This window comes from Siphonobacter sp. BAB-5385 (assembly GCF_002261125.1).
Lineage (GTDB): Bacteria > Bacteroidota > Bacteroidia > Cytophagales > Spirosomataceae > Siphonobacter.
In genome coordinates this window covers 89,929-105,876 of record NZ_NMPS01000232.1, presented here as the reverse complement: position 1 = coordinate 105,876, position 15,948 = coordinate 89,929, and the positions used below count along the sequence as shown (strand labels likewise).

The 15,948-nt window shown below is 46.2% G+C and carries 12 protein-coding genes and 3 pseudogenes; 5 read left to right on the top strand and 10 right to left on the bottom strand.

The features are described from left to right. Positions 1-15: 15 nt before the first annotated feature. The 7 genes and pseudogenes from gldM to sucD all read right to left on the bottom strand — a co-directional run bounded on the left by gldM (position 16) and on the right by sucD (position 8,229). A complete protein-coding gene (gene gldM / locus BWI93_RS24500; protein ID WP_094816298.1) occupies positions 16-1,590 on the bottom strand; it encodes a gliding motility protein GldM in 1,575 nt (524 codons plus the stop codon). A gap of 63 nt (positions 1,591-1,653) precedes the next feature. Further along, a pseudogene (gldL, locus tag BWI93_RS24495) lies at positions 1,654-2,474 on the bottom strand (gliding motility protein GldL). A gap of 144 nt (positions 2,475-2,618) precedes the next feature. Then, positions 2,619-3,706 (bottom strand): annotated as a pseudogene (locus BWI93_RS24490) (SUMF1/EgtB/PvdO family nonheme iron enzyme). 307 nt (positions 3,707-4,013) lie between these two features. Next, on the bottom strand, positions 4,014-4,973 hold the full coding sequence (locus BWI93_RS24485) for a type IX secretion system membrane protein PorP/SprF (protein WP_094816297.1): 960 nt from the start codon (positions 4,971-4,973) through the stop codon (positions 4,014-4,016). Between the two features lie 162 nt (positions 4,974-5,135). Then, positions 5,136-5,921, bottom strand: a complete 786-nt coding sequence (locus BWI93_RS24480; protein WP_094816296.1) for a uroporphyrinogen-III synthase — start codon at positions 5,919-5,921, stop codon at positions 5,136-5,138. A gap of 117 nt (positions 5,922-6,038) precedes the next feature. Continuing rightward, positions 6,039-7,184, bottom strand: a complete 1,146-nt coding sequence (locus tag BWI93_RS24475) for a DUF4271 domain-containing protein (protein ID WP_176454324.1) — start codon at positions 7,182-7,184, stop codon at positions 6,039-6,041. Positions 7,185-7,338: 154 nt separating this feature from the next. After that, positions 7,339-8,229, bottom strand: coding sequence for a succinate--CoA ligase subunit alpha (gene sucD, locus BWI93_RS24470; protein ID WP_094816294.1), 891 nt, complete (start codon positions 8,227-8,229; stop codon positions 7,339-7,341). Positions 8,230-8,477: 248 nt separating this feature from the next. Here sucD and BWI93_RS24465 point away from each other — a divergent pair, with 248 nt between their 5' ends. Then, on the top strand, positions 8,478-9,137 hold the full coding sequence (locus BWI93_RS24465; protein WP_094816293.1) for an oxidoreductase: 660 nt from the start codon (positions 8,478-8,480) through the stop codon (positions 9,135-9,137). Here the strand turns inward: BWI93_RS24465 and BWI93_RS24460 are convergent, their stop codons facing one another. After that, complete coding sequence (locus BWI93_RS24460) at positions 9,138-10,355, bottom strand: GlmU family protein (protein ID WP_094816292.1); 1,218 nt, start codon at positions 10,353-10,355, stop codon at positions 9,138-9,140. Positions 10,356-10,590: 235 nt separating this feature from the next. Here BWI93_RS24460 and BWI93_RS27980 point away from each other — a divergent pair, with 235 nt between their 5' ends. After that, positions 10,591-10,752, top strand: coding sequence for a hypothetical protein (locus BWI93_RS27980; RefSeq protein ID WP_158242757.1), 162 nt, complete (start codon positions 10,591-10,593; stop codon positions 10,750-10,752). 74 nt (positions 10,753-10,826) lie between these two features. On the opposite strand, the gene BWI93_RS24455 is transcribed toward BWI93_RS27980, so the two are convergent. Continuing rightward, entirely contained in the window at positions 10,827-12,056 is a 1,230-nt protein-coding gene (locus BWI93_RS24455; protein ID WP_094816291.1) for an NADP-dependent isocitrate dehydrogenase, read from the bottom strand. A 231-nt stretch (positions 12,057-12,287) separates the two neighbouring features. On the opposite strand from BWI93_RS24455, the pseudogene ffh reads away from it, so the two are divergent. Beyond that, positions 12,288-13,612: pseudogene (gene ffh, locus BWI93_RS24445) on the top strand (signal recognition particle protein). A gap of 158 nt (positions 13,613-13,770) precedes the next feature. Here the strand turns inward: ffh and BWI93_RS24440 are convergent. Further along, positions 13,771-14,226 (bottom strand): sterol desaturase family protein, encoded by a 456-nt coding sequence (locus BWI93_RS24440; protein WP_255158052.1) that lies wholly within the window; start codon positions 14,224-14,226, stop codon positions 13,771-13,773. 165 nt (positions 14,227-14,391) lie between these two features. Between BWI93_RS24440 and BWI93_RS24435 the strand changes: the two genes are divergently transcribed. Both BWI93_RS24435 and BWI93_RS24430 read left to right on the top strand, forming a co-directional pair. Next, positions 14,392-15,096: a helix-turn-helix domain-containing protein gene (locus BWI93_RS24435; protein WP_233207847.1), complete on the top strand. Its 705-nt coding sequence runs from the start codon at positions 14,392-14,394 to the stop codon at positions 15,094-15,096. Positions 15,097-15,241: 145 nt separating this feature from the next. After that, on the top strand, positions 15,242-15,733 hold the full coding sequence (locus BWI93_RS24430; RefSeq protein ID WP_094816289.1) for a dihydrofolate reductase: 492 nt from the start codon (positions 15,242-15,244) through the stop codon (positions 15,731-15,733). Positions 15,734-15,948: the final 215 nt, after the last annotated feature.

Here is a 15,948-nt window from a genome sequence, read left to right as displayed (position 1 = left end):
AATGTGTTTTTTCCATTAGTTCAACGGCACAGTAATAGGTTCGTTAATCGTAGTGCTTGAAACTTTTCCTTGGAAATTCTGACGTTGGTACCCTTTTACTTCAATTACGTAACGATCGCCTGCTTGAGCAGCAGCTGCCAAGGAAGCAATATTTCCCTGACTCACTGGACCAGCTACTCGTTTTGATCCACGGGCTAGTGAAATTTGTACATCATTCACCCGGAACTTGGCATCTTCAGGATTTGAAGCAGCGAAATCTTCATCCGCAATAGCCCGAACTTCCAATACCCGAAGCTGGCTGGCTGGAACACCTTTCCGTACATCCAACTTCTGTCCATTACCAAACGGAACTAATTGCGGAGCTGGTACACGACGAACATTAAATTTTTCAACGCCGAGCGTAGTACCCATGTTATTCACGTTCAGACTTACTTGGCGATTGTTGGGTACAATCGTTACTTTACCTTGGCTACCTGCAATCGTTTCAGCTCCTTCAGCACTGAAAGAAGGATTCCACATGGCTCCCATCTGCGGACTTACGAATTGCAAACGGTTGGCACAACCCAGATATAACGGAGGCAAAGAAGCCGATTGGATACTGTACGAAGGCTTCGCTACAAAATATTCACCCGTTACGGTAAACGTTTTCATAGCTCCCGTCGGATCCGGATAATTTACCGTGGCCGTATAGGATTTCTTAGCCAAACCGTCCGGACCATACGCACCACCCTGAGCCGTAAACTGAATCTGACCACGACCATCTTTCATGGGTACAGCCGCTCCGTTAAAGCTCATACGAGGCGTAATGGCACTAGAAGTAGCTGCTACGTACATCTCTGCTTCGTACTTCATGCCGGCTACAACCGTGCTGGATTTTGCCGAGATTACCGGAAAAATCTTGTCAAACTTGATCTCTTTCAAACCTACTTTGGCAGCCAGTTGATCGAGTACCGTGTTTTCGTAACGCAAAACTTCAGCCTGCTTCTGGCTCAGTACTGCCAAAGCAGCAGGAACCGGCGTTTGAGCGAAGTTCATTTCAGCAAAATCCTTATTGCGTTGCTCTGCACTTTTACTCGCGATCGGATCATCCTTCGCGTCTACAGCTAGCGGAGAAAACTGAGTACCTTTATCTGCATAGGCCTGTAAGTCCGTTACGTACTTGTTAAGCTGATTTTTGAGATTATAGGCTTTACCGCTTCCACCCGTTCCGACCATCAACATGGCCACCTGCTCTTCTTCTTTCGCGTTCTTCAGGTTACCCTGTTCGTCAAATCCACCGCTTTTGTCAATGATCTGCGATTTCAACGCATCTAGTTCATTGTACATTGCTGTAGAAAGTTTCCGAACCGCATCCGCTTTCTGAATAACATCTGCGTAAAGACTCCCACTTTCTGCTGCTTTATCTTTAATTCCTTTTACTGACTGTTGGTTTGTGATACTTGCGGTACTGTTAGCCGTTTCAAGGCTACGGTTCAACAAAATGAATTTATCAATCAAAGCCGAACTCACCTGCAAGGCCAGCATTGCTGTCAGTACCAGGTACATCATCCCGATCATTCGCTGCCGGGGTGTTTCATTGGCACCTGCCATATGTTTTTATTAGTTTTTCAGTGTCAGAAAAAAATGAGTAACCAGGGTTGGTTCATGAACTGGTTATTGTACGCCTTTCATAGCCGACAACATACCGCCGTAAATGTTATTGAGCGACTGTAAGTTGTTCGTCAGGCGTCCCATTTCACTCTTGAATTGCTGAGCATCTTTGGAAGCTTCCTGCATATTATCCATAGCGGAAGCCAGATTACCGTAGAAAGCATTCATCGCTTTCAGGTGTTTCTGGGTGTCCTGCAATTCCAGTTCGTATACCGCATTCAGAGCACCCATCGTTTGTGTAATCTGCTGGAACTTCACGCGGTATTCTTTCGCATCCATCGTTGCACTAGCCATATCAGACATGGCTGAGACAGCCGTTCCGTAGGTTTATTCATTTCCTGCAAAGAGCCCGCAGCGATTTTTACGTTTTTAGCGTATTCGTTCGTAGCTACGGTAGCGTCCGTAATCTGACCCAGTTTGCCAACGGTATCCGTCAGGCTACGTAAGCCGGTACCCAGACTATTGAATACGTCAGGTGATACCTTTGCATTCGCCAGCATATCGTCCATCTTGGCCATCAGACCCAGGTTAGGAGACGCAGCTACCGCAGGAGCGGCACTACGCGTAGGTAATTCACCTTTATAACTATCATCTAATTCAGGATATACTTTTTCCCACTGGTAATCAGCCGTAGGTGCTACGAATTGCTGTAAAGCAAACAGAAGGAAAATAACGGCTTCCGTACCCATACCGATGGTCAGCATTTCATCGGCACCGGGGCGGTGCTGAATTTTAAAAAGAGCCCCCAAGATTACAACAGCGGCCCCAACACTATAAACTACAGGAAGAATTTTGTCGAAGAAGACGTTACGTTTCGCCGCCATGAGTAAATAAAAAGGTTAAAACGTGAAAAGGACTGGATTAGATGATAAGGAATGTAATGATATGCCTGGGTTATCCGGAATGAATTCGTTGGTACATAAAAACACCTGTCAGGACAAACTGACCTAACAGGTGTTTGGAATTTTCTAACGGAACTCGCGTCCAGAAGACATACCTAAGTGTTGCATAACGCAACGGAAGCCAATATATGAACGACGAGCATCTTTGTATTCCCAGGAACGCGTACCTGTTTCCAGGAAGTAAGCTACATCTTTCCATGAACCTCCGCGAATCACTTTACGAGGTTCATCGTCATTAATATTATCTGAGTTCAAATCCCAGGTTACGACGGCGGCATTATCAGCCAGGCATCTAAACACCATTCGGCTACGTTACCGGCCATATTATATAAACCGTACTCATTGGGGTTGTACATATTGGCAGGAGCGGTGTATGCATAACCATCCGCATCGTAGTTTCCACGTTGAGGTTTGAAGTTAGCGAGCATACAACCTTTGCCATTGGCTACATAAGGGTTACCCCAGGGATATTTCGCACCGGATTTACCACCCCGGGCCGCCCATTCCCACTGCGATTCGGTAGGCAATTCGAAACGGGGCATAGCGGCCTGATTTTCATTCGTGCGGTAATCGTTCAATACCGACGTCCGCCAACGGCAGAAATCACGAGCGGCATCCCAGCTTACACCTACGACAGGATAACGGTCGAACGCCGGACTTGAATAATAATATTCCGTCATGGGGTCACCATTATGGTAAGTAAAGTCTTTCTTCCAAACTGTAGTATCCGGGTAAACTTTACTCATGATGTATTCTTCACCCAAAACCGAAACCGAATCCGTCAGCATAGCATTTACATACTGACGGTACTCATTATTGGTAATTTCGGTATCATCCATGAAAAACTGGCTGATCGTAACCCGTTTGTTGAAGTTTACCTGAGCCGTAGCCACATCCTCATCGGCCTGACCCATCAGGTAAGAACCCGAAGGAATCAGAACCATCCCATACGGAGTCGGTTGTTTCCAGCCTTTACGGGCGTCGGCAACAATTTCCCCGTTGTAGACACCTACTTCCCCTTTGCGACTTCCCTTTCCACCTTTGCCTCCGTTGCTGGCATTGTTACCTTTTTTACCGCAACTCTGTACCACCAACATGGGAACAAGAATCAGAAGACTCCAAATGAGGCGTTTACTCATATACCGCTCATTCATGATCATATAGTTGTTTTTCTTATCAATATCGTTTAGATACTACTTCTTTAACACAAGACTTGTTTATTGCTCGTAGTGATTACGCGGCAAAAAAACGATGAATACACAGCTATCGTATTTAACTCAGCCAGCAAAAATAAAAAAAATATGCTTGGTACTAAGTTCCGCTCGCTAAACTTACGAGAATCAAGGCTTAAACAGTCTTAGCAGATTGCTTTAAAGCGTAAGATAAAGCAGTATGCACGTGCAAATGCGATTTCTTCGGGCTTTGAAGATGTATAAATTTCATAGTCGGATAACTGTCATTTTAGAAACGGAAACGTGGAGTCCGTACGGGAATTCGCTTGTTGGGTTTGGGTGCTGGTAAGCCATAACTCAGTAGTATGGAATAAGATCCGGGTGATTTAGCACTTACTCCGCCTAAAATTATATCATACGAAGCTCCAATCCTAAATCTGTTCCAGTTCACTCCTGCAAAAACAGGTATACCATCTCCCTGCCGCCAACCTGCTCCAACCCAGACAAAGTTACGCCACATCGCTAACAACGAAGCTTCGATTGAAAACGTATTTATATCTGACTTAAAAATTGCAGAAGGATTGATTTCTACTTCTTCGTTTACATAATAACGGTAACCACCATTTACGAAAAAGGTTTGTTGAGCTGCGTTGATAGCTCCCTCCTGACCGAACGCATACCGAGCCCGGTTCAGGTGAATCATGGAGGCTCCTACGTAGTACGTCGGTGTGGAATAATGAGCACCTACGGCTAGGTCAGGATTGGATTCATTTACTTTTCCTGTACCAATCAATGGATCATCGGGGTCACGAGCCCGGAGTTTATCAAAATCAATCGTACGGATCAGCAAACCACCCTGAGCTCCGAAAGCTAACGTCCGTTCACCTCCCAGGGGTATACGATAAGCATAGGCTAACTGAACTTCCTGATTTCGTTGCGGTCCGGCCTGGTCGTTAAGCACATTTAAACCCACGGCTGATTTAATGCCAGGCAAGGGCAACTGAAAGGTAAACAGCTGCGTAGTAGGAGCTCCGCCATCGTCGGAAAAGCTGCTTTGATAGCCCAGGTACTGCTGCCGGTGAATCAACTGAAAACGCGTCATCCCTTCGTAGCCAACGGCAGCCGGGTTGAAAAACGACTGGTTGTACATGTACTGGCTAAACTGTGGATCCTGCTGAGCCCACAGCCCTCCCGAAGAAACCAACAATAAAATTATAAATAGGTATAGCGTTTTTGCATGGCGAGACAGACACGTTCACAGTCCTAAAACTAGAAAGTATTTCGGTAAATTCAGTACTCTCCGGCTGCATTTAGCCGGCATACTACCAAACGATGGAATTTTCAGATTGTTACAGGAATATAAAAAAAACCTCCGATCAGTAAAATCGGAGGTTTTTCAGGTCAAGTATTTTTATTTCAAGCCGTTTGCTTTTTTGATGTACAGGTCCAAAGCCCCGGTCATCGAAGGAGCATTGGGCATAGGAGCTTCAATATCCAAAATCAGATTAGCCTCAATTACAGCCTTGGCTGTAGTGGGCCCTAACGCAGCGATCCGGGTCTTGTTCTGTTTGAAATCCGGGAAATTATCGAACAGTGATTTCACCCCGGATGGACTGAAGAAACAGATAATGTCGTAGAAAACTTCTTCCAGATCCGATAAATCCGCTGATCCCGTTTCGTACATCACGGCTTCGGTCAGGTGAATATCATTGGACACCATGAAGCCGGGAATGTCATTCCGACGCTTGTCGGAACAGGGGAACAGAAATTTCTCCGTTTTGTGCTTTTTGATCAAATCCAGCAGATCAGCAGCCGTTTTCTGGCCAACGAAAATCTTACGCTTCCGGATTACAATGTATTTCTGCAGATAGTTAGCCGTTTGCTCAGTCACGCAGAAGTACTTCATTTCGGGCGGCATTTCCATTTTCGCTTCCTTGCAAATGCGGAAGAAATGATCCACAGCATTACGGCTCGTAAAGATAATAGCCGTGTGAGCCAGAATATCAATCTTCTGCTTGCGGAAGTCCTTGTAGGACACTCCGTTTACCTCAATGAAAGGCCGAAAGTCAACTTTGATGTCGTAATCCCGGGCTAAGTCAAAGTAGGGGGATTTCTCGTCGGCAGGACGAGCTTGCGTCACTAGAATGCTGGAAACTTTCGTGAGCCGTTCGTCCGTCTTGTTCGTCGTTTCACTCATTCAGATTCAAAAAATAAGTAGAAGATTCGATGGCAATAAAGCGTTTATTCAATAACATGAGAACTACCTTAATGTTTCCGACAGCTCCTGATTAAACACGTAGGAACGCATATCCATTCAAAGAGCAAACTTGAGCCCAATGATGAAAGGAACCAATTCAACGATGCAAAGGTAAGAAAATAAGTAGAGATTTTTAGCATCAGACAATTTATTAATGGAAAAGTACAATAACAATAAACGCCCAATGTAGAAGCCTGTAATAGGTATAACCAGTAACGTATCCCAGTGAAAAGTAAGAGATGGAAAGCTATTCAACATGAGTAACATAACGATTCCCAGGAAGGTATAAAAGATCGCTGATGCCTGAATAGACTTGAAAAAGTGGATATTAACAATCTTATCAAAACGGTAAATATGACCTAAGACATTGATCATTAAATACTTAAAGATAAAGACAATGAAGACTAAAATACCAATAATAAAGAAATACAGGAAGAGCTTGCCCAGACTTTCCTCGTACGAAAAGAAGTCCTGCGACTGGAATAAATCGATGCCTCGATGCCGAACTAGCTGGTAGAGGTAGGAGAGCAGAAAACTGATCAGGAGTAGAAATAACAGGTTGGCTACTTCAAATAATCCACGTGTTACCAGAGCTGCCCCTTCCCGCGTTTGGATGGTAAGTAAGTCCTTGATGCTCAAATACCGGATGAATCCCCGGGGGAAGACCCGGTACAGAGCCGCGTAGGCAACCAGCAGCAACAAAGCTGTTAGTACGTAAAAATTCTCGAACGGTGAGGTATCACGAGGGCGGGCCTGTAAAAACGATTCCGATACGTAAATGGGTTTCTGGCCCGCTACTACCTTATGTCCAATCTGTAAGGTCTTTTGTTCGATACCCGGTTGGGATCCGTACAGCGTTAGTAGCACGCGGTGATCAGGATACGCTTTGTACAGACTATCGAGCTTGAAAACGGTCCATTTACCAATGGGCAACTGTTTTTGCAACGAGCCATTGATGAATAAATAATTTTCCTGATTGGATCGATAAAGCAGGTAATAATGCCGGTTCTGGGCTAAATCAAGAATAACGCTATACGAACCATAATCCTGGTGAATTTCGCGAATGTAGGGAACGTACGCCTTGCTTCCTTCATCGTACACCCGCCAGTCATTGCGAAAATCGTGTACAAGGAAATAGCCTTCCTCAGGCCCCGTCGTCTGAGCAAACGTCGAACCCGCCAGAAAACACAGGAAGAAAAGCAAAAAACAGTGAAGCCTGTGGGTTAGAAAACTACCCACAGGCTTTCGTACGCTCGAAAAAGTGAAATCACTACCCACCACTCTCGCTTTCAGTACGTCCGTTTCGCTAGCATCGCTGTTTCACAAAACGGATTCATTACAGAATCGTATTCTTAACTTATGCGTTTACTTTCTGATCAGCCAGTGCTTTCAGCATCGTCTCGCCAATGACGGCAGGCGATTCCGCTACGTACAGACCGCATTCACGCATGATTCGCATTTTTGCTTCAGCCGTATCATCCGCACCACCAACGATGGCACCTGCGTGACCCATCCGGCGACCTTTCGGAGCCGTTTGACCCGCGATGAAACCAACTACGGGCTTTTTATTACCCGTTTCTTTGATCCAGTAAGCAGCTTCTGCTTCCATACCACCACCGATTTCACCGATCATAACGATGGCTTCGGTTTCGGGATCGTTCATCAACAACTCAACGGCTTCTTTCGTCGTCGTACCGATGATGGGGTCACCACCGATTCCGATGGCCGTTGTCTGGCCCAAACCTGCTTTCGTCAATTGATCGACGGCTTCGTACGTCAGCGTACCTGATTTTGATACCAGACCGATCGTTCCTTTTTTGAAGATAAAGCCAGGCATGATCCCTACTTTACATTCATCCGCCGTGATAACGCCGGGGCAGTTAGGTCCGATCAGACGCAGATCTTTGCCTTGTACGTATTCTTTTACGGCAACCATATCTTTCACGGGGATACCCTCCGTGATCGTTACGATTACTTTGATGCCTGCGTCAGCCGCTTCCATAATGGCGTCAGCTGCGAAAGCCGGGGGTACAAAGATGATGGATACGTCAGCACCCGTTTCTTTTACCGCATCAGCAACCGTGTTGAATACGGGACGGTCCAGGTGTTTCTGGCCTCCTTTGCCGGGCGTTACACCGCCAACAACCTGAGTACCATATTCAATCATTTGCTGGGCATGGAAGGTACCTTCCGAACCCGTAAAGCCTTGTACAATGATTTTTGAATCTTTGTTAACTAATACACTCATAGAGATGGGATTTGCAGTGGCCAGTTCGGAAAGAATGTGGCTGTTCCCCACAAGGAACAGAAAAATCCGGCGTAAAAGTAGAAAGCTAAGACCAGTTGGGCAATTTCCCCGGAAATAAATTTGGGTGAATAGGTATAGGTACACTAATTATTTTCCGGGAATAGGAATTTTATACCCTTGGTTCAATCTAAACCCAACGTAAGGTTTAGGCATTTTTTTCAGCATAAATTCCCCAAAATTTGTTAAGCATGGACCCGAAAACAGCCCTCCTTATCGGAGCCACCGGCCTGGTAGGCAACTATCTAATTTTTAAGCTTTTACAATCCGATCGATATGAAAAAGTTATTACGCTGGTACGCCGGCCAATGCATCTGAAACATCCTAAACTTGAGGAGCGGATCGTTGACTTCGATCAGCTCACCTCGCAGGAAGTGTCCGGTGCTGACGATGTTTTCTGCTGTTTAGGCACGACTATTCGTCAGGCAGGTTCGCAGGAAGCGTTTCGGAAAGTTGATTTTAAATATCCTGTAGAGGTGGGTAAACTGGCCCTTCAGGCCGGAGCAACGCAGTATTTACTGGTATCTTCTATCGGAGCGAACGCCCAGTCTTCGATTTTTTACAGCCGAACCAAAGGGCAGGTGGAGGCGGCCATTGGCGAAATAGGGTATCGTAGCTATACCGTTTTCCGCCCCGCTACCCTACTCGGTAAACGAAAGCAATTTCGTCTGGGTGAAGAGGTTGGAAAAGTACTCGACTTTGTACTTTCGCCCCTTACGCTGCTCATTCCGCCCTTACGCAAGTATAAAGGCATTCAGGCCAGCAAAGTGGCATCGGCCATGCTGAATATAGCTGGCCAGGACGTTCCCGGCCAGCATATTCTTGAATCCGATGCTTTGCAGCGATTTTGATTAGTCTTCGTCCAGATCTGGTACGTGTGGGATTTCGTTCTGTTCGAGAGCATAGACGGCTCTCCAGATGTCTTCTTCCTCTTCGGTAAACAGACGACCTCGGCGGTCCATCGTGTTACGAGCCACGTCTACGGCCTTCGAGAAGCGGTAGGGTTCAAATCCGGTATCAGCCCCGCCCCAACTAAAGGAAGGTATATGCTTGGGAGGAAAACCTGCTCCGAAGAGATTGACATTGATACCAACCACGGTTCCGGTATTGAACATGGTCGAAATGCCCGCCTTCGAGTAATCGCCCATGAACAGACCCACGAATTGCCGACCCGTATCTTCTAATTGTTTGGTGGTGTAGTCGTACAGCTTTACGTTGCCGTAATCATTCTTCAGATTCGAGTTATTAGTATTGGCTCCCAGGTTACACCATTCGGCGAGGTATGAATTCCCAAGAAAACCGTCGTGTCCTTTGTTGGAGTGGCCCATCAGAATACTCATACTGACTTCACCTCCTACCTTACAATGGGGACCAATGGTGGTACTCTTCCGCATTTTTCCACCCAGATTAATTACAGCTCCTTCCAGAGCCGCGAAAGGCCCCTGAATAATTACACCATCCTGAACCTGAACGTCTTTTCCCAGATAAATCGGACCATTTTCGGCATTCAGTATAGCCGAGTGAATTTGTACACCTTCTTCAATAAAGATTTGTTCTTCGTTGTAATATGCCGTGAATCGATCCGTAATCGGCTGGCTGGTACGACCCGCCGTGATCCGATCAAAATCCGTCTTGATTTGCTCGCCGTTGTGTACGACCAAATCCGGCAGTCGCTGAATGACGGTTACCTTATCCCAATAGTACTGTTTCTGAAAATTGGGGTTGTCGTGTACGAGATCTTCCAGGGCCAGATGTTTAGCCCGAACGGCCAGCAGGATAGGTCCCTGTAATAAAGCTTCACCGGGTTTGAGCTGTTCCAACGAGCGTACCAGCCGTTCGTTCGGACAAAGTCCACCGTGTAGATAAATCGTGTCCGAGCTTTTTTTGTAGGGATACTTTCCCTGCAAATACGGTTGAGTATAGTGGGTGGGTTTTACTCCTAACCAGTCAGTCCATTTTTCCGTGATGGTCCGAATACCGACCCGCAACTCAGCCATAGGCCGGGTGAATACCAGCGGTAACAAATGAGGGCGAATTTTCGGGCCGTCAAAGAGTACGTAATTGATCATAAGACAGAATCAGAGGATTTGCCGCCAAAGTAAAGCAAAAAATAATCGCAGGTACAGGCTTATTACTGGATTATACGAAGACAAAAAATAACTTAATTAATCTTTTTAGTACATTTTCCATTCGTTAAGGTGGTATGCATGAAATTTCACAAAACAATAAAGCTGAATTTGTGTCTTTAGCCGCTGAACGTAAGTACGTTTGCGTTCCATACAATCTAATCTACTACCTAAACTTATGAACATTCCAGAAGACGATTTCGAATTTTACGACGAACCCATGGATGAAAGTGGTGATACCATGGACCCAGCGGAAGAAATGGACGAGTTTACCGCTGAACAGGATGACGAAGATGAAGATACCGAAGACTTTGAAGAAGAAGAGTTAGACGATATGTAAACTTAGTTTTCCTTCAAGCAAAAAGGCACTTACCCTCGCGGATAAGTGCCTTTTTCTTGGGTCAGTCCCGACGATTACTTCGCCAGTTTCGCCTGTAAGCCTTTGTCGAGCTCGTCCAGGAATTCTTCCGTGTACAGGTAATGCTCGCCGTGGTTTACTTTGTTACCGTGGATAGTGATGGCCAAATCCTTGGTCATTTTACCCGCTTCTACGGTTTCTACGCAAACTTCTTCCAGAGCCGTAGCAAAACGGATCAGTTCTTCGTTACCGTCGAGCTTACCACGGAAGGCCAGACCACGCGTCCAGGCGTAGATCGAAGCAATCGGGTTCGTTGACGTACGGTTTCCTTTCTGGTGTTCGCGGTAGTGACGCGTTACGGTACCGTGAGCCGCCTCAGCTTCCATCACGGAGCCATCGGGCGTCAGCAGTACAGAAGTCATCAGACCGAGTGAGCCAAAGCCCTGAGCAACGGTATCCGACTGAACGTCGCCGTCGTAGTTCTTACAAGCCCATACGTAGCTGCCACTCCATTTCAGAGCTGCGGCTACCATGTCATCGATCAGACGGTGTTCGTACGTAATACCGGCTTCTTTGAATTTCTCAGCAAATTCTGCATCGAAAACCGCCTGGAATACGTCACGGAAACGACCATCGTATTTCTTCAGGATCGTGTTCTTCGTAGACAGGTATACGGGCCAGCCTTTTTGCAGACCTACCTGGAAGCAGGAACGGGCGAAACCAGCGATGGATTCATCGAGGTTGTACATACCCATGGCTACGCCAGCTCCGGGGAAGTTGAAAACATCGTATTCCTGTACCGTTCCGTCTTCACCTTCGAATTTCATCGTCAGTTTACCTTTACCAGGTACGATGAAATCCGTTGCCCGGTACTGATCACCGAACGCGTGACGGCCAACGATGATGGGAGACGTCCAGGTGGTTACCAGGCGAGGAACGTTCTGCATTACGATCGGCTCCCGGAATACCGTACCATCGAGGATGTTACGGATCGTTCCGTTGGGCGACTTCCACATTTGCTTGAGGTTGAATTCCTTCACGCGGTCCTCGTCGGGCGTAATCGTGGCACATTTGATACCAACACCGTATTGTTTAATGGCGTTAGCGGCATCTACCGTCACTTGATCATTCGTTTCGTCACGGTATTCGATACCTAAATCGTAGTATTTAATATCGACATCAACGTAGGGAAGAATCAGCTTTTCTTTGATAAACTTCCAGATGATTCGGGTCATTTCGTCCCCGTCGAGTTCGACGACTGGGTTCGCTACTTTAATTTTCTGCATGATTAGACGTCGGAAAGAGTCAGGTAATGAATTGAACCCCAAAGGTAAGCAGGACGGTGAAATCAAGCCAAAAAAAACCATTTATGGGATTTTATCTATTCAAATAGTCGTTTGTGAATGGTACCTTTGCCAAAAAAATTCGAAGTCATACGCTGAATATGAATTTTTTGAAGGTTTAGCCAAAGCCTTTTCCAATCTACAGACCTTACGCTTTAGTATTCTTTACTAACCATGTTTGATAATTTACAGGACAAGCTCAATAAAGCCATCCGTACCCTCAAAGGCAGCGGAAAGATTACCGATGTAAACGTGGCCTCCACGGTGAAGGAAATTCGCCGGGCTCTTACCGATGCGACGTTAACTTTAAAGTAGCCAAAGATATTACGGATCAGATCCGGGAAGAAGCCATTGGTCAGAAGATCATGATTGCGGTGGAGCCCGGCCAGATGCTGGTAAAAATTGTACACGACAAGCTGACCGAACTCATGGGTGGTCAGGCGGAAAGTGTCAACCTCAAAGGTTCTCCTGCGATCGTCCTGATTGCCGGTCTGCAAGGATCGGGTAAAACGACGTTTACGGGTAAACTGGCCCATAACATTAAGAAGCAAGGTCGGCAGGTGATTGTAGCCGCCTGTGACATCTATCGCCCGGCCGCTATTGCCCAGCTTCAAACCCTGGGTGAGCAGATCGGCGTTGAAGTTTACGCGGAACCTGATAATAAGAACGCCGTTGAAATTGCCCGCAACGCCGTTGAGTACGCGAAGAAAAACTCCAAGAACGTAGTCATCATTGATACCGCGGGTCGTCTGGCGATTGATGAGGCCATGATGCAGGAAGTAGAAAACGTGAAGAAGGCCATTGAGCCGACGGAAACGCTTTTCGTCGTGGATTCGATGACGGGTCAGGATGCAGTAAATACGGCCAAGACGTTCAACGATCGTCTGAACTTCGACGGAGTTGTACTGACCAAACTCGACGGGGATTCTCGCGGGGGTGCAGCCCTTTCGATTCGTCAGGTGGTGAGCAAGCCCATCAAGTACATGTCGACGGGTGAGAAAATGGAAGATCTCGACATTTTCTACCCCGATCGGATGGCCAGCCGGATTCTCGGTATGGGTGACGTTCTCTCGCTGGTTGAACGGGCTCAGCAGGCTTTCGACGAAGAAGAAGCGAACCGGATCAATAAACAGATTCGTCAGAACCAGTTCAACTTCGAGGATTTCTACTCGCAGCTTCAGCAAATCAAGAAGATGGGTAACATCAAGGATTTGATGGGCATGATTCCCGGTCTGGGGGGTGCGATTAAAGACGTAGACATCAGCAACGACTCGTTTAAACCCATTGAAGCCATCATCAGCTCCATGACGCTGAAAGAACGCAAAAACCCGGATCTGATCGACGGTTCACGCCGCCGCCGGATTGCGGCCGGTTCGGGCACGAGCATTCAGCAGGTAAACAACCTGATGAAACAGTTCGAGGAAATGCGGAAGATGATGAAAACGATGAATAAAGTACAGGACGGTAAAATCAAACTGCCGAATATGTTGAAGAAATAAGTTGCGTTTTCAATTTGCGGTTTTCTGTTTTCAGTTGTTTGGAATCCATGTTAAACTGTAATTACAAAGCTTGTTTCAGTTAAAAAGCGAGGGCCTTCCAGATTTTGGAAGGCCCTCGCTTTTTAACTGAAAACAGAAAACCGCAAACTGTAAACTATCTACATTTTCTCCTGCTCAAACTTCTTCGGAGCGTATAGAAAGCCGAAGGCCTGGGCACCTTGTTTGGTGTGTACTTTATGGTGGATATAATGGGCCCGCATGATTCGTTTCATGTAGCGGGAACGGGCTACAAACTTAATCTTCACTCGCCGGTGCACGATGATGTCGTGGAAGATGAAATAGAAAAGTCCGTATGCCGTTACGCCAATGCCTACCCACAATAAAAACCGCACGGAAGGCACTTCGCTACCGATTAGAATTAAAGAAATAGCTACCGTGGCAAACACTACGGCGAAATAATCGTTCTTCTCAAAAAAGCCAGCATGGGGATGATGATGGTCCTCATGCCAGGACCATAACCAGCCGTGCATAACGTACTTATGCGTCGACCAGGCTACTGCTTCCATTAGTAAAAACGTCCCTAGAACAATCAGGATATTCCAAACCCATTCCATTGGATAAAAGAGTGATGCTGTGAGTGGTAACGGCAAAATAGAGTAAAATGTTTGGAATTTTCCCGGAAGGAAAAGCATTTTATACGTATAAAAATAATTTCCTCTGAACCCTTTTTTCTTTTAGAGGATTGGTTAAATTTGGGAAACCCTCTAACTACGATGGTCATGAAGGATGGCTGGTCGGGAATGGCGGAAAAAACTGCCACCCGCAGTGTACGAGGCACGATGGATCTTCGAGCCTTGAAAGAACTGGTGAAGAAAGGAGAAAATGAGCGGCTGGAATTTAAGCTAAAAGCGAACCATCCTGAGAAGATTATCCGCGAGGTGGTGGCTTTTGCGAATACCCAGGGTGGCATTCTGTTAGTAGGCGTCGGTGATGATAAGTCGATACCGGGTTTGAAGTTCGCCGACGATGATGAATTCATTTTGTGCCGAGCCCTCGAAAAATATTGCTTTCCTGCAATTGAATATACCCTTGAACGTGTCTACGTAGAAAATGAACGCGAAGTGCTTGTGTTCCGCATTCCGCGTAGCCAGCAACGCCCTCACTACGTTAGCCTGGATCCAGCTCAGCAGGAAAAGAAGACGTACGTACGCGTTAATGATCGTTCCATTCAGGCCAGCAAAGAAGTACGGCAAATTTTGAAATGGGAGGATCGGGTGCAGGACGTAAAATTCAAATATGGTCACAAAGAAGAAGTACTGATGAAATACCTCGGTGATCATCCGGGCATTACAGTACAGCTTTTCTCGCAAATCGCTCATATTCCCATGTGGATGGCTTCCAAAACCTTGATTACGCTGACCTTAGCCAATGTACTACGGATTCGTCCCGATGAAAATGCGGATCAGTTCATTATGGCGGCGTAAGTACCAAAGGAACGTCAATGCATATATCATTTAAACTGCCGACTCTTGTGAGTCGGCAGTTTCATTTTAGAGCGAAAAATAACAAGTATAGAGACTCTTGTTATTTTTGGCGATCAATCGTCTTTTCCAGTAACGAACTGCCCACATGAAAATTACTCTCGTAGCCGCCATGGATGAGCATCGCCTCATCGGTAATCATGGAATTCTCCCCTGGCCTTTTTTACCCAATGATCACGCCCACGTAGAACGACTGATTGCGGGTAAGAAAACCATCATGGGCAGGAAAAGCTACGATACGCCGGACCGCATTTGGTCGAAAGCCGGGAATATCGTTGTAACCAGCCAGCCCAATTATCAGGTTGATCCTGGGTTTCTGGTGATGAACAGTATTGACGAAGCTCTGGACTATTACAAAAATGAAGAAGAAGTGATGGTACTGGGCGGTGCTCAGATTTACTCGGAAACGCTTCCCAAAGCCCATGTGCTGGAACTTACTCTCATTCATGGCCAATTCAAAGGAGACGCGTATTTTCCTGAATTTAGCACGGATGTCTTCGAACTAATCCACCGTCAGGATCATCCGCAAGACGATAAACATTCCGTTGCCTACTCTTTTCTTACCTATCAGCGTAGATAACTCAATAAAAATTTTGACTTTTTCTGTAAAATCAAAATACTATTTGCCTTTTCAATAAACTTACCTAATATTTACAATCAATTCATGTCATTTGAACCAATGATTTCATTTGGCATGGATACCAATTCCTTCCGGTACCGCCCGTAATGGCTTTCTTGCCGCATCGCTATTACGCCCAATAGAGTAGTAAGAATCCCTGCATACGTACACGCTAT

What these genes read in the sequence shown, in the direction of transcription:
- BWI93_RS24480 (WP_094816296.1), bottom strand. Translation starts at nt 5,921, where the DNA reads ATGAGTGAAACGACGAACAAGACGGACGAACGGCTCACGAAAGTTTCC.
- BWI93_RS24465 (WP_094816293.1), top strand. Translation starts at nt 8,478, where the DNA reads ATGGACCCGAAAACAGCCCTCCTTATCGGAGCCACCGGCCTGGTAGGC.
- gldM (WP_094816298.1), bottom strand. Translation starts at nt 1,590, where the DNA reads ATGGCAGGTGCCAATGAAACACCCCGGCAGCGAATGATCGGGATGATG.
- BWI93_RS24455 (WP_094816291.1), bottom strand. Translation starts at nt 12,056, where the DNA reads ATGCAGAAAATTAAAGTAGCGAACCCAGTCGTCGAACTCGACGGGGAC.
- BWI93_RS24430 (WP_094816289.1), top strand. Translation starts at nt 15,242, where the DNA reads ATGAAAATTACTCTCGTAGCCGCCATGGATGAGCATCGCCTCATCGGT.
- BWI93_RS24440 (WP_255158052.1), bottom strand. Translation starts at nt 14,226, where the DNA reads ATGGAATGGGTTTGGAATATCCTGATTGTTCTAGGGACGTTTTTACTA.
- BWI93_RS24435 (WP_233207847.1), top strand. Translation starts at nt 14,392, where the DNA reads ATGAAGGATGGCTGGTCGGGAATGGCGGAAAAAACTGCCACCCGCAGT.
- BWI93_RS24460 (WP_094816292.1), bottom strand. Translation starts at nt 10,355, where the DNA reads ATGATCAATTACGTACTCTTTGACGGCCCGAAAATTCGCCCTCATTTG.
- sucD (WP_094816294.1), bottom strand. Translation starts at nt 8,229, where the DNA reads ATGAGTGTATTAGTTAACAAAGATTCAAAAATCATTGTACAAGGCTTT.
- BWI93_RS27980 (WP_158242757.1), top strand. Translation starts at nt 10,591, where the DNA reads ATGAACATTCCAGAAGACGATTTCGAATTTTACGACGAACCCATGGAT.